The sequence below is a fragment of the Mucilaginibacter humi genome, assembly GCF_013087555.1.
The window spans coordinates 1-12,566 of record NZ_JABFCR010000044.1 but is presented as its reverse complement, the minus strand read 5'-3'; the positions used below and the strand labels follow the sequence as shown (position 1 = coordinate 12,566).

At 40.5% G+C, this 12,566-nt stretch carries 17 protein-coding genes and 3 pseudogenes; 1 reads left to right on the top strand and 19 read right to left on the bottom strand.

Annotation, left to right across the window (positions count from 1 at the left end; translation table 11 throughout):
- Positions 1-65: 65 nt before the first annotated feature.
- The 19 genes and pseudogenes from nuoF to HK413_RS09865 form a co-directional block, all read right to left on the bottom strand.
- Positions 66-1,438, bottom strand: a pseudogene (nuoF, locus tag HK413_RS09940) (NADH-quinone oxidoreductase subunit NuoF).
- A 1-nt stretch (position 1,439) separates the two neighbouring features.
- On the bottom strand, positions 1,440-1,634 hold the full coding sequence (locus HK413_RS09935; RefSeq protein WP_175270074.1) for a hypothetical protein: 195 nt from the start codon (positions 1,632-1,634) through the stop codon (positions 1,440-1,442).
- A 198-nt stretch (positions 1,635-1,832) separates the two neighbouring features.
- A pseudogene (locus HK413_RS09930) lies at positions 1,833-2,356 on the bottom strand (NADH-quinone oxidoreductase subunit NuoE family protein).
- Complete coding sequence (locus HK413_RS09925) at positions 2,349-3,560, bottom strand: NADH-quinone oxidoreductase subunit D (protein ID WP_175270073.1); 1,212 nt, start codon at positions 3,558-3,560, stop codon at positions 2,349-2,351. The pseudogene HK413_RS09930 and the gene HK413_RS09925 overlap by 8 nt, the downstream one beginning before the upstream one ends.
- A complete protein-coding gene (locus HK413_RS17840; protein WP_317169454.1) occupies positions 3,503-3,832 on the bottom strand; it encodes an NADH-quinone oxidoreductase subunit C in 330 nt (109 codons plus the stop codon). The genes HK413_RS09925 and HK413_RS17840 overlap by 58 nt, the downstream gene beginning before the upstream one ends.
- Positions 3,833-3,890: 58 nt before the next feature.
- Entirely contained in the window at positions 3,891-4,064 is a 174-nt protein-coding gene (locus tag HK413_RS17835; protein ID WP_246230222.1) for a hypothetical protein, read from the bottom strand.
- The gene (locus tag HK413_RS09915) at positions 4,065-4,607 is read right to left on the bottom strand and encodes an NADH-quinone oxidoreductase subunit B (protein WP_175270072.1); all 543 of its coding nucleotides are present in this window, start codon (positions 4,605-4,607) and stop codon (positions 4,065-4,067) included.
- A 161-nt stretch (positions 4,608-4,768) separates the two neighbouring features.
- Positions 4,769-5,139: pseudogene (locus HK413_RS09910) on the bottom strand (NADH-quinone oxidoreductase subunit A).
- Positions 5,140-5,225: 86 nt separating this feature from the next.
- Positions 5,226-5,885, bottom strand: a complete 660-nt coding sequence (locus HK413_RS09905) for a hypothetical protein (RefSeq protein WP_175270071.1) — start codon at positions 5,883-5,885, stop codon at positions 5,226-5,228.
- 201 nt (positions 5,886-6,086) lie between these two features.
- Positions 6,087-6,632 (bottom strand): tetratricopeptide repeat protein, encoded by a 546-nt coding sequence (locus tag HK413_RS09900; protein ID WP_175270070.1) that lies wholly within the window; start codon positions 6,630-6,632, stop codon positions 6,087-6,089.
- Positions 6,633-6,727: 95 nt separating this feature from the next.
- Positions 6,728-6,952 carry a hypothetical protein gene (locus HK413_RS09895; protein ID WP_175270069.1) on the bottom strand — a complete coding sequence of 75 codons (225 nt, stop codon included), beginning with the start codon at positions 6,950-6,952 and terminating at the stop codon, positions 6,728-6,730.
- A gap of 29 nt (positions 6,953-6,981) precedes the next feature.
- Positions 6,982-7,950: a PstS family phosphate ABC transporter substrate-binding protein gene (locus HK413_RS09890; protein ID WP_175270068.1), complete on the bottom strand. Its 969-nt coding sequence runs from the start codon at positions 7,948-7,950 to the stop codon at positions 6,982-6,984.
- A 178-nt stretch (positions 7,951-8,128) separates the two neighbouring features.
- Entirely contained in the window at positions 8,129-8,458 is a 330-nt protein-coding gene (locus HK413_RS21165) for an energy transducer TonB (protein WP_317169453.1), read from the bottom strand.
- The gene (locus HK413_RS21160; protein WP_317169452.1) at positions 8,433-8,717 is read right to left on the bottom strand and encodes a hypothetical protein; all 285 of its coding nucleotides are present in this window, start codon (positions 8,715-8,717) and stop codon (positions 8,433-8,435) included. Before HK413_RS21160 ends, HK413_RS21165 begins: the two co-directional genes overlap by 26 nt.
- A 260-nt stretch (positions 8,718-8,977) precedes the next feature.
- Positions 8,978-9,514, bottom strand: coding sequence for an ExbD/TolR family protein (locus HK413_RS09880; protein ID WP_175270067.1), 537 nt, complete (start codon positions 9,512-9,514; stop codon positions 8,978-8,980).
- A 6-nt stretch (positions 9,515-9,520) separates the two neighbouring features.
- A complete protein-coding gene (locus tag HK413_RS17830; protein ID WP_246230220.1) occupies positions 9,521-9,775 on the bottom strand; it encodes a hypothetical protein in 255 nt (84 codons plus the stop codon).
- A complete protein-coding gene (locus tag HK413_RS17825; protein WP_246230219.1) occupies positions 9,772-10,134 on the bottom strand; it encodes an ExbD/TolR family protein in 363 nt (120 codons plus the stop codon). The genes HK413_RS17830 and HK413_RS17825 overlap by 4 nt, the downstream gene beginning before the upstream one ends.
- A gap of 85 nt (positions 10,135-10,219) precedes the next feature.
- On the bottom strand, positions 10,220-11,050 hold the full coding sequence (locus tag HK413_RS09870) for a MotA/TolQ/ExbB proton channel family protein (protein WP_175270066.1): 831 nt from the start codon (positions 11,048-11,050) through the stop codon (positions 10,220-10,222).
- A 569-nt stretch (positions 11,051-11,619) separates the two neighbouring features.
- Positions 11,620-11,973 (bottom strand): translation initiation factor, encoded by a 354-nt coding sequence (locus HK413_RS09865; RefSeq protein WP_175270065.1) that lies wholly within the window; start codon positions 11,971-11,973, stop codon positions 11,620-11,622.
- Between the two features lie 260 nt (positions 11,974-12,233).
- Between HK413_RS09865 and HK413_RS17820 the strand changes: the two genes are divergently transcribed.
- A complete protein-coding gene (locus HK413_RS17820) occupies positions 12,234-12,464 on the top strand; it encodes a biopolymer transporter ExbD (RefSeq protein ID WP_246230217.1) in 231 nt (76 codons plus the stop codon).
- Positions 12,465-12,566: the final 102 nt, after the last annotated feature.

Here is a 12,566-nt window from a genome sequence, read left to right as displayed (position 1 = left end):
TTATTCACTTTGCTTGTCGCTTGTTGAAGATCCTTCGCTATCGCTCAGGATGACAAACTTCTTTATTATGCCGTAGCTTCCGGTTTCGGTGCTGGCGCTGGCAATGGATCAGCATAATGTGCTAAACCATAATTCCTTGTTGTTGCCTCGTTTGGATGCGACACATGCCACTCAAACTCATCGCGGAAGTGGCGTATAGCACTGGCTACGGGCCATGCTGCCGCGTCACCCAGCGGACAAATGGTATTACCTTCTATCTTTTTAGATACATCAACCAACAGGTCCATATCGCTCATGCTGCCATGACCGTTCTCTAAACGGTGTAATACTTTCTCCATCCAGCCTGTACCTTCACGGCAAGGCGAACATTGTCCGCAGCTTTCATGGTGATAAAAACGGGCGAAGTTCCGGGTGTTACGTACAATACATTGGTCTTCATCAAAAGCGATAAAACCGCCTGATCCCATCATACTGCCACTAACAAATCCTCCTTCTGATAAAGACTCATAGCTCATCAGACGCGGTTCGCCGGCTGCTGTTTTAAAGAAAAGGTTAGCCGGCAAAATCGGTACAGATGAACCACCTGCGACAACCGCTTTTAAACGTTTGCCGTTAGCTATGCCACCGCAATATTCGTCACTGTATAAGAACTCTTCAACCGGCAGGCCAAGGTCTATCTCATAAACACCCGGTTTATTAAGGTTACCGCCTGCAGATATTAGTTTGGTACCGGTACTGCGGCCGATGCCTATTTTAGCATACTCCTCACCGCCATCATTAATGATAGGCACAACAGCAGCAATTGATTCAACATTATTTACCACGGTAGGGCAGCCATACAAACCCGCAATAGCCGGGAATGGTGGTTTGATACGCGGATTACCACGTTTGCCTTCCAATGATTCTAAAAGCGCGGTTTCTTCGCCGCAGATGTAAGCACCACCACCGGGTTGTACATACAGCTCCGTGTCGTAACCCGTGCCTAATATGTTTTTTCCCAGAAAACCGGCAGCTTTAGCTTCGGCAATAGCTTTTTCAAGGATCCTGATCTGCGGCATCATTTCGCCGCGAACATATATGTATGATACTTTAGCGCCTAAGGCAAAACTCCCCACTATCATCCCTTCAATTAAGGCATGAGGAATGTAAGTCATCAGGAAACGGTCCTTAAATGTTCCGGGTTCAGATTCATCGGCATTACAAACCGGGTAACGGGCAACGCCTTCCGGCTTAGCCAGAAGCCCCATTTCATCCCGGTAGGGAAACCCGCACCGCCACGGCCGCGCAAGCCCGACTTTTTAACTTCTTCCACCACTTCATCAGGCGTCATCTGTTTCAAAGCCTTCTCTACTGATCTGTAACCACCTTTTTGACGGTACACATCAAAAGTATTGATGCCGGGTACGTTAATATGTTCTAAAAGTAATTTGCGTCCCATCTTAATATATTTTGCCCGTTTCCTTATAGTAATTAATATGCTGCCAAACGCGTACGCCAACAGCAAGTACTACCAGGATAATCTTGTAAGTAATTTCAATTCCCGGAAAAGGATTATAATCGCCCGGCAGCAGTAACAATACAACTAATATTGCATAAGTTACATCCCTTACTATCATCCATCCTTTAGCTGTCATCCGCTTTTAAAAATACCTTCCGGTTTCGTTATAATAATTTATGTGTCTTACTACACAACTGGCAAATGCTACAATAAGCAGCGGTACCAGTATAATTCCATTCTCTTTTAATCCGCCTGTTATAAATACTAAAATTAAACCTAATGCAAATAATGAATCTCCAATTATCACGTTTGCATTGTCCATTCCATTTAGTACTTATTTTCCTTTCGCCCTCAAATCAGCTATCAATTGATCAACAGATTCGTTGGTTAGCTTTTCATAGAAAGTATATTCAGGGCCTATTTGTAAAACAGGTGCATAGCCGCACGCTGCTAAACATTCAACTCCGCGCCAGCTAAACAGGCCGTCGGCAGTAACTTCGCCTTCTTTAACACCTAACTGCTGCTCAATATGGTCCATTATTTTTCGGCACCAACCAGGCAGCAGGGCCCGGTGCGGCAAACCTCCAAAACGTATTTGCCTTGCGGGCGTAAAAAATACATGGTATAAAATGAGGCTACTTCGTAAACCTCAACAGGTTGGATCCTCAAATATTCGGCAACTTTATCCATTGCCGCCGGGCTGGTCCAGCCATACTCGGCCTGTACCAAATGTAGTATAGGTAGCAATGCGGATTTTTGTTTCCCTTCGGGGTAACGGCTTACAATATCAGCAAACTTAGCTGTTAGCTCAGCCGAAAATTCAACCGGCTCATAGGCGGTGTCTTCAACTCTAAGCATCTAATTCTCCGGCTATAACGTTTAAACTACTCATGTTTATGATCGCGTCAGATAGTAACATGCCCCTACTCATGGGTGCATACATCTGATAATTAATAAAGCTTGGCCTGCGGAAGTGCAAACGGTAAGGCGAGCGTCCGCCATCGTTAATTAAATAGAAACCCAACTCGCCGTTAGCGCCCTCAACCGAGTGATATACTTCGGTATTTGGCGTAGGTATCTCGCCCATCACAATTTTAAAGTGATAGATCAATGCTTCCATGTTATTGTAAACTTCCTCTTTTGGAGGCAGGTAAAACTCAGGTACATCAGCATGGAAAATATCTGAGGGTTCTTTTTCCAGCTTTACCAAAGCCTGTTCAATTAAGCGAAGGCTTTGCCACATTTCTTCATTACGTACCAGGAAACGGTTGTAAACGTCGCCGTTCTCGCCAACAGGTACTTCAAACTCAAAATCTTCGTATGACGAATAAGGGTTCATCGCCCTAACGTCGTAATCTACACCGGCAGCACGCAGTAACGGACCGCTCCAGCTAAAGCTTAACGCTTCTTCGGCAGTTACCGCTGCAACGCCTTTGGTACGGTCAACAAATATGCGGTTACGGTTAAATAACGATTCAAATTCTTTTAGCGTCTTAGGGAAATCAACCAAAAACTTACGAAGCTTAGCGAAAGCTATGGCGTTAAAATTACGCTCGAAACCACCGATACGCCCTATGTTAGTTGTTAAACGCGAACCGCAAACTTCTTCATAGATCTCATAAATAGCTTCGCGATACTCCATCATGTATAGGAAACCCGTAAACGCGCCGGTGTCAACACCTAATACACCGTTACATACAATGTGGTCGCTGATACGGGCAAGCTCCATTACAATTACGCGCAGGTAATCTACACGTTTGGGGGTGGTGATGCCCAACAGTTTTTCAACCGTCATGTGCCAGCCCATGTTATTTATGGGTGATGAGCAATAGTTAAGCCGATCTGTTAGTGGTGTTATCTGATAAAATGGCCTGTGTTCGGCAATCTTCTCGAAAGCGCGGTGGATGTATCCGATGGTTGATACGCCGCTAACAATTCTTTCGCCATCTAACTGCAGTACGTTTTGAAATACACCATGCGTAGCCGGGTGCGTTGGCCCTAAGTTTAGGGTCGATAGTTCGTTCTGCGGATCGTTATCTGTATATACCGGATGGTTCTGCATCTTTTATCTTCCGAAAAAATAATCTTTTTATCAACACGGTTAGGGTCTTCCAACGGGAACTCTTTTCTCATCGGGAAGGCCGTCATGTCGTCAACATTTAATATTCTGCGCAAATCTGGGTGGCCGTCAAATATCACCCCGAAAAGGTCATACGTTTCGCGCTCCATCCAGTTAGCGCCTTCCCATAGCGTTGTAGCTGTTGGGATATGGCAATTTTCGCCGTCAATAAATACCTTGATACGGATACGTACATTATTAACCAGGCTATGCACATGGTAAACAACACCGATGGTCTTTTCTGGTCAGGATAGTGTACAGCGGTGATATCCGTCAAATAAATAAATTGAAGGGTGGGGTCGTTTTTATAAAACCTAATAAGGCAGTGATGGTTTCGGCATTAGTTTCAACAGTCAGCAAACCGTAAGGGTCGCCTAAAGTGATAATTTGCCCCTCAAATTTACTATTGATGCTTGCTAAAAGCTCTTCGTTAGTTATCTTACCCATTTACTGTATACCGTATGAAGCTAATAGTTTTTGGTACTCAGGAGTATCCCTCCTGCGTGTCGATTCTGTTTTAACCAATTCCTGTATGTGCATAAAGCCATCAATAATAGCTTCGGGGCGTGGCGGGCAACCCGGTACATAAACGTCAACCGGGATGATCTCATCTATACCTTGCAAAACCGAATAAGTATCAAAAATACCACCACTTGATGCGCAGGCGCCGACAGCCATAACCCAACGCGGCTCAGCCATTTGCAGGTAAACCTGGCGCAATACCGGGGCCATTTTCTTAGCAATGGTACCCATCACCATTAACAGATCGGCCTGCCGCGGTGAGAAACTTAAACGCTCAGCACCAAAACGCGACAGATCATAATGCGAAGCCATGGTAGCCATAAACTCAATACCGCAGCATGATGTTGCAAAAGGTAATGGCCATAAAGAATTTGCACGGGCTAAACCTACCGCTTTATCCAGCGAAGTAGCAAAAAATCCTGATCCTTCTACACCGGCAGGAGCACCAACTATTTGAATATCACTCATGAAATCTATTACTACAAATTTCTATCCAAAAACTTGAATAGAAAGCGCAAATTTATGATAAAAAACCTTGTATTTAGTACACTATTAATGACAGGAAATATATTTAGAATAATTCTAAACAAATACTATCAGCAAGGTAGGGTAAGTTGTCGAAGCGCTAATTAATCCCAGTTTAAAGCGCCTTTTTTTATGACATAGATGAAGCCTGCCAGCAGCGTAGCCATGAATATAAACATTTCATACATACCACTTGCACCAAGTTCCCTGAAGTTTACTGCCCATGGATACATAAAAATCACTTCCACATCAAACAATACAAAAAGGATAGCTACCAGAAATATTTGATGGAAATAGGTGTACGCGCATTACCAATAACCTCAATACCCGACTCAAATGGCGTCAACTTATCTTTAGTTACACGCTTGGGGCCTATTTTGTGTGTTACAAACATGGTACCAACCACAAAACCTATAGCCACTATCATTTGGAAAATGATAGGTAAATAATTAACCGGTAAACTTTGTACTTCCATGGGTGCAAATATACAAATGGGTTGGTAATAAAAAAGGCCTCTGTCGAGGCCTTTTTTATTAAATATTATTTTGTATCAATTAAAAATTATTTTGTACCGGCTCTTTTTGGTTTTGCTGGTGGTGTAGGTGGCGTTGGCGGGGTATTTTTGCTGTCGAAATAGTAAGCAGCTTGTCTATTAGCCGGGTCTAACTCTTTTGCTTTATTAAAATTCTCTGCCGCTTTAGCATCGTCCTTATCATGGTATTGTGCATACGTGCCTAAGTACGCGTACGCCTCGGCCAAATCTTTCTTCTCGCGATCAGAGGTTGGCGGCGTTGCAGTGTATAACTCAATAACTTTGTCATAATATGGCTTAGGTAACCCTTTCATATTAGTCAAATCCGGATCTCTTACCAAAGCTACCCGTGCACGATACATATATTCTAATGGCACCGGTTTCTCAACCATAACTCTTTGAACATAACTTAATGCTGAATCAGCTTTCACTAAAAGGGTAGAATCAGGGTTTTTAGAACTAAATGAGAAGTAATAGTAAATGCCCTGATACAAGTGTTCAGTAACTAAAGGCTTATGCACCTTAGTTGTTAGCTCTTCGTAAGTTTTAGCTGTATTTAAATAATCTTTTTTGGCTTTGTAAATATTGGCTATCTCTGTATAAGCGTCTAATGCTTTTACTGTATCAAGCTCTGCATATTTCCTATAAGTAGCAATAGCATTGGTGGTATCTTGATTTGCAAGTTGCAAACGGCCCAGATAGTAATAATCGCGCGGTAAAATACGATTAGCCGTAGCTTTAGAGAACCAGTTGTTAATAGCTGTTAATCCTGCTGCATAATCCTTATTTTCATAAGCAGCGTAACCTAAGTAACGATAGATCCGCGGGTTAACCGTGCCTGATTTTGATAACTTGGTAGTAACTTCCTGTAAGTAACATAATCACCTGCGTTAACCAGGGAAGTCGGCGTAACGTAGCAGTGACTCTGTAGACTCATCAGTTAAGCTCAGGTATTTTTTATAGTTTTCAACACCTTCTTTTACCTTAACAGATGCAACCTTAATATTTGATTGCGCCTGTGTAAGGTTTGTTTCTGCTAACTCGCGGTAAGCAGGGCCAAAATTCGGGTCGATGGCTATAGCTGCGGCAAATTCTTTTTCAGAGCTTTCAAAGTTATCCGCATATTTCCACAATACACCTTCGGCAACGTGCGCGATAGTAGATTTCGGATCAAGCGTTAAAGCTGCCTGATAAGCGTCATAGGCCTCGTTGCTTTTTAATTGAGAGCGGTACGCGTTACCTAATATTACAAACAATTCGGCATCTTTAGGATTAACGGCCTTCCCTTTTGTTAAGGCATCAATGGCTGCATTTGCTTTTGCGGCCGGGAATTTTCCGTCCTTAGCATCTAACAAATATGCTTTACCGATATATAAATATGGCTTGCTGTCTTTTTTGATGCTAAAGTAATAGCTGGTTAAAATTAGATGTGGCACCGGCCTCATCATTACTTTGAAGCGCAACTGCACCTAAGCCTACATAATTTATAGCCGATTTTGGACCGGCAGCTATACCTTTGTTAAATGCTGTTTTAGCAGAATCGGCATAATCCTGAATAAGATATACCCATCCCGGTAAAAAAGTTCTCATCAACGGTTGGCTGCGTAACCGTTAGGTTTTTAAGCATTCCTTTTGCTTTTTGATACTGCTCGGCGTCAATAGCTTTTTTAGCATCGGCAAGGCTTTGCCCAAAAACTGCTGATCCTATAAATACCAGCCCTATTGCCACCTTAGCTATTTTACTGATCATCTTCATCTTTATTATTATTATAGTTAGATATTTATTTAAAATTTACGTTTTATAATTATTTCTCTTTGGGGTATCGAATCTGGCAATATACCTGATCTGAGGATAACCCTTTGTCCGCGTTCGCTCAACAAAAATTGTGCAAACCCAGTACCTAACCCCATTTTACCAGTACTGTTTATAATATACAGCCCCCTTGCAAAAGGGTATTGATTTAGCGCCAGTGTAGTTTGAGATGGCTTAAAGTATTGAGCAGGGGCCTCTTTACTGTTCTCATCTTTCACAGCAACTATTTTAACATTCTTTACCGCGTCAGCATAATCTTTATCCGGGTCGTTTAACCAGTTAAAACCGGTTATACCTATGGCTTGCGGATGTGTACTTATATATCTTATAACTTCTTTATTATCTTTGACAGCAAAAATGTTTTTTAGTTTAAGGTCCTTATTTCCTGAAAACGCCTTCAGGTAGCGGATTAAACTCGAGTTCGGGTTATCAAAAACGATATCAGTAGTCGTTTTAGTCTGCCCGTTTAACATTTTTTTAATTTCATTTACCGATGTTAAGGTATCGGTTGATGCTTTATTTACTATGAACGTAATGGCGTCAACTGCAAACCTGTTAACAACAGGCGGTAGTGTCCTATCCTTTAATATTTTTATTTCTTCGTCATTTAACTCGCGCGATAATATTGCAAACCGAATACTATCGTTTAGTAATAAACGCAGCACACCATTTTCTGTCTGGTATGTAATACCAACTTTCGCGTTGGTATTTAATTGCTTAAATACATAAGCCTCTTCATCAACTATAGGTTGAAACGATTCATCTGCAGCAATTTTTATAGTGCCCGAGTTAACCGTTTCTGTTTGTACTACTGTTGTTGGCTTTTGCTTACAAGCCATAAAGCTTATCAGGAGCAAAAGGCCTGCCATTAAATAACCGGCTCTATTCTTCATCACCCTCTTCTTGTTTTTTAAATAATCGTGCAAATCTATATGTCCCATATATAATAAGCAGGCAGCCAAACATTACTTTTTGTAGCCATAATCGGGTAATATTTCATCCCAGAATATAACTAAAAGGCCAAAGGCCAAATAGCAGACAAATGCTGCTGCTCCTAAAATAAACAGAAACCGCCTTTTGAGCGATTTCTGCTTATTATGAAACCCAGATGGCATACAATTAGTTTTCTTCTCCTAATTGGAATGCAATTGGTACGGTATAATTTACACGAACCGGGCGATTATTTTGAATACCAGGCGTCCATTTTGGTGACTTTTTCAAAACACGGATGGCCTCGTCTGCCATGGTTTGGCTTGGACTACGCACAGCTTTGATGTCAGTTAAGCTACCGTCCTTTTCAACAACGAACGAGCAGATAACCCTGCCACTTGTACCATTTTCTCTGTCAACAGCCGGGAACTTGATATTGTTGGCTAAGTATTTACCAAATGCTTCCAAACCGCCGGGAAACACGGTTGTTTTTCTACCGGCTAAAAATCTTGTTCTCATCCTCAGTAACCGCTTTAGTATCAGAGTTACCTACCGGCTCATCAATCCTGATGTCTGCAGTAGGATCGCCTTTCTGATTTGCTTGACCGGGGTCTGCCATTTTCAAATCTTTTTGAGTAGGCGGTTCGTCTTTCACCTCGTTATCCGGTTTTACAATCGGAGGAGGGAATTTAACCTGATCCACTTTTGGTTTAGGTGGTTCGGGTGGCGGAGGTGGCGGTAATTTTTTCGCATCAACCGGCGGTGGTGTTAATACCACATCGGTGATCTTTACTTTTACAGGCGCTTTAGGGATAAATCCCTCAAGTTTATTGATGATTGTTGGTAACGATATAACAAATATAAAGAATGCTGCACCGTATAGGAAAGCACGGCTGGTTCTACCCCGTTTTTCTTTCTTAACTCGTATGCACCATAAGCTTTGTTTCTGTCGTTAAAAACAACGTCAATCCACTCCTGCTTTAATATATCTAATTTAGATCCCAGCATTATTTGAAGCTTTTAATGTTACGTTAATTATTAATATAAATTGTCTCTTTTCAGCAGATCAATTTCTAACTGGCTGATATCAACAATAGCCCGCGATTCATTGCCAACTATGTTTAACTCATCCATCATTGAAACCATATCCGCATAGGTAGACTTGTCGCTTGGTTTGATCAGTACAATCATTGATTTGCCCGACCTTGCCAAAACTTCTTTGCCTCTATCAAATAAGGCCTGGCGGATGCCATTTTTACCAAAACCGGTAACTTCTGGCGCCGTTAATGGTTTTTGGGGTAACCCCATATACCACTCAACCTTATTATCTTTACCTAATAATACAGTCATAGTTCTGGTTTCGGGTACAGGCAATTGGTTATGATTGTCATCCTTATCAGGCATGGTCAAATCCATTGCTTTTGGTTTTTGCAGCGTTGTGGTAAGGATAAAGAAGGTGATGAGCAAGAAAGCCAAATCCACCATCGCGGTTAAATCCACGCGCGTTGATGCTTTTTTACTTCTTACCTTACCGCCGCCTTTTTTACCCCCGCCGGAGGTATCTAATTCTGCCATTTCTAATTATTTTTGCACCGTTTTTAACGATGTGATTAAACCAAATTTGTTAACTTTCTGCTTCTGCAGGGTTTTAATAATTTTTGCAATTGTAGGATACTCCTCTTTCGAATCGCCTTTAATAGCTATTTTTAACTCTTTGTTGTGCATTAGCTTATCAGCTTTACGGGCATTTTTAACCCACCAGTACAATTCGTTATTGTCAGTAGTATCAACAGGTACACCAGGTTGAGCCACTGTCGACCTTTCTTTAGATGTCATTGCCAGTACTGTTTTAGATATTGTATAGATACACCTACAGCGTCAACATTGGCAAACGCCTTAATTTCTTCCGGGGTAAATGCAATTTTATACTGGTCAGCCATGCCTTTTAATGTTTCCATGCGAATTTCTGCGCCTTCCACACTAAAGAAAACTTTACCTTCGGCTACCAACAGGCTTGAGAAATCAGTCTCAGGTAATGCCCGGATAGTAGTTGAAGCAGGAATATCGGCATGAACAGGATCCTGAACTTTTGGTTTTGCAGATAATATAAAGAAGGTTAGCAGCAAGAAAGCCACGTCGCACATGGCGGTCATGTCAATTGCTGTACTCTTCCTTGGAACTTTTACTCTAGCCATAATACTTTGATTAAATATATAGTGTTATTAAAATAATTAATTTCAGGCCCTAACCTTATCAGGGCCTGAATATTAACACTAAAATTTATTTGTTTTTATGGGTTGCAGCAAATGTAGATACAATGCTGAAACCTGTTTCGTCGATAGCATAAGTCAAACCATCAATTTTTGATGTAAACACGTTGTACATTACAATTGATAATGCAGAAGTACCGATACCTAACGCGGTGTTAACCAATGCTTCAGAGATAGCTGATGATAACGCTGCTGTGTTAGCGCCAGATCCTGCTAATTCGTGGAAGGCCTTGATCATACCGATTACCGTACCTAACAGACCGGTTAAGGTACCGATAGATACTAAAGTAGCAATAATGGTTAAGTTTTGCTCTAACATAGGCATCTCTAAAGCTGTTGCTTCTTCAATATCTTTTTGGATAGCTAATGTTTTTTGATCAACATCTAAAGTTGTATCAACTTCCATTTCGCGGTATTTTTTCAAACCTGATTTTATAACGTTAGCTACAGAACCTTTTTGCTTGTCGCACTCAGCAGAAGCTGCGTCGATGTTACCTGCAGTTAAGAAGCCTTGTACTTTTCTAACAAAAGCGTCAACACTTGCAGTGCCTGCTGCTTTACCAATAACAATAAAACGTTCTATAGAGAATACAATTACCATTAATACATATGCCATAACCAATGGTACAAGGTATCCACCTCTGTGAACTATACCAAACACATCTTCCGGCTCTCCGGCGTTAACGTCACCACCTTTATAGTGACTTGGATCTGCTAATATGAAGAAGAAAATTAATACTGTTGTTAAGATACAAAGTGGGATAGTCAAGGTCGCAAACATGCCAGATGCACTTGAGCTTTCTTTTTTAACGGTAGTTGGTTTTGTTGGTGCGTTTGCCATTACTTTTAAATTTTAGTTTTTAGTTTTTGTTTATTTTTAGTTAGTTAATTGTGTGTTTTTTAAGCGGATAACAAAAATAGAATTTAAATGAAATAAAAAAACTTTTTGTAATTCTTTAATAATTATTTAACATTCAGTTGCAACATATACACTTTTAATTATTACGCCAATTAAAATCAATACTTGTTACAACAATTTTTTACAATAAAACTTATTATTTTTATAATAGCAAGCGATAAGTTACAAAAGTTATGTAATTATACTGTTATACTTCTGTAATTATCTTGTTATAAAAGCAGTTGTCGTTATATAAACCCGCCTGTATAAATCAGTTATCTCTTCTTTACAAACAACCAATGATATAACGGCGCATCTAATATACACAAATGCAACGTAATTGCAATAACTATTATTATAAAAAATTATAATTGGTGGCGCAATATTAACAGGTTTATATGCAAATGCAAGCACCTGGCTGTATTTTTTTATAAATACAATAATAACTAAAAAATTAGTCAATGTGCGTAACTAATCATTTTTATATTATTGTACTAATTAACGTATGATTTTTATTTGGAGTATTTATCCACCTGCTTTTTCGCTTTATACCCATCTGCCAGTAATAGCGCTAAAACCTTGTCTCTAAAATCGCCTTGAATTTTTATCTCACCATCTTTTACTGTACCGCCAACGCCGCATTTGCTTTTTAACGTTTTGCCTATCCCTTCGAGGTCGGCATTAGTACCTACAAAGCCGGCTATGGCTGTTACAAGTTTACCGCCACCCTTTCTATCTAAAAAAATTCGCAGGTTTTGTTGTTGTGGGGGTAGCGTTACCGTATTGCCGGCATTGCCCTCGTTATATTGAAAACCGGGATCGGTAGAATACATTACTCCGGTAAAATTCTTATTCTTTTTTGACATGATTAAAACTCCTTCCCTACTATTACCTTTAACGAGTTTGGTAAAATATTAATTTCTATGACTTTGCCGGCTGTTTCAGGCTCACCATCAAGGTGAATAGGGCCTTCACTATCGCGTTTAACTGAAATTTTAGTGTTAATATTTGACCCATTGGCCTGATAAGGTTAGGGCCTGAAATTAATTATTTTAATAACACTATATATTTAATCAAAGTATTATGGCTAGAGTAAAGGAGTTCCAAGAAGAGTACAGCAATTGACATGACCGCCATGTGCGACGTGGCTTTCTTGCTGCTAACCTTCTTTATATTACATTTGCTGCAAAACCAAATAAATTTCAGGATCCTGTTCATGCCGATATTCACTATATTCAACTACTATCAGGCATTACCTGAGACTGATTTCTCAAACCTGTTGGTAGCCGAAGGTAAAAGTTCAGGATTTTCTTGCCGAGTGTGGAAGGCGCACCTGAAATTCGCATGGAAACATTAAAAGGCATGGCTGACCAGTATAAAATTGCATTTACCCCGGAAGAAATTAAGGCGTTTGCCAATGTTGACGCTGTAGTGTATCTATACAATATCTAAAACAGTA